The 248-nt window shown below is 37.5% G+C and carries 1 pseudogene; it reads right to left on the reverse strand.

Going from position 1 to position 248, the window contains the following annotated elements:
- A pseudogene (locus AB4486_RS28670) lies at positions 1-101 on the reverse strand (aspartoacylase); the annotation flags it as partial.
- Positions 102-248: the final 147 nt, after the last annotated feature.

Consider the following 248-nt stretch of genomic DNA (forward strand, 5'->3'; position numbering starts at 1 on the left):
GCTCCATACATGCCCTCTTTGATCAGCTTATTTAGGTAAATACCTGAGAGCTCATTGCCGTGTGTTCCCGCAACCAGCAAGACTTGTTTAATTTTATCCATGATATCGATGTCCAAATGTCGAGTAATATAGCCACTCATTATTGATACGATATAACATAACAATTACTGAGAAGTTTCTCCAGATAACTTGACCGCCTTCCGTAAGATAACTTTAATCAAATTCGATACATAGAATAAGACCTCACA

It is taken from the genome of Vibrio sp. 10N.222.55.C6 (genome assembly GCF_041473395.1).
In the GTDB taxonomy this organism is placed as follows: Bacteria; Pseudomonadota; Gammaproteobacteria; order Enterobacterales; family Vibrionaceae; genus Vibrio; species Vibrio crassostreae_C.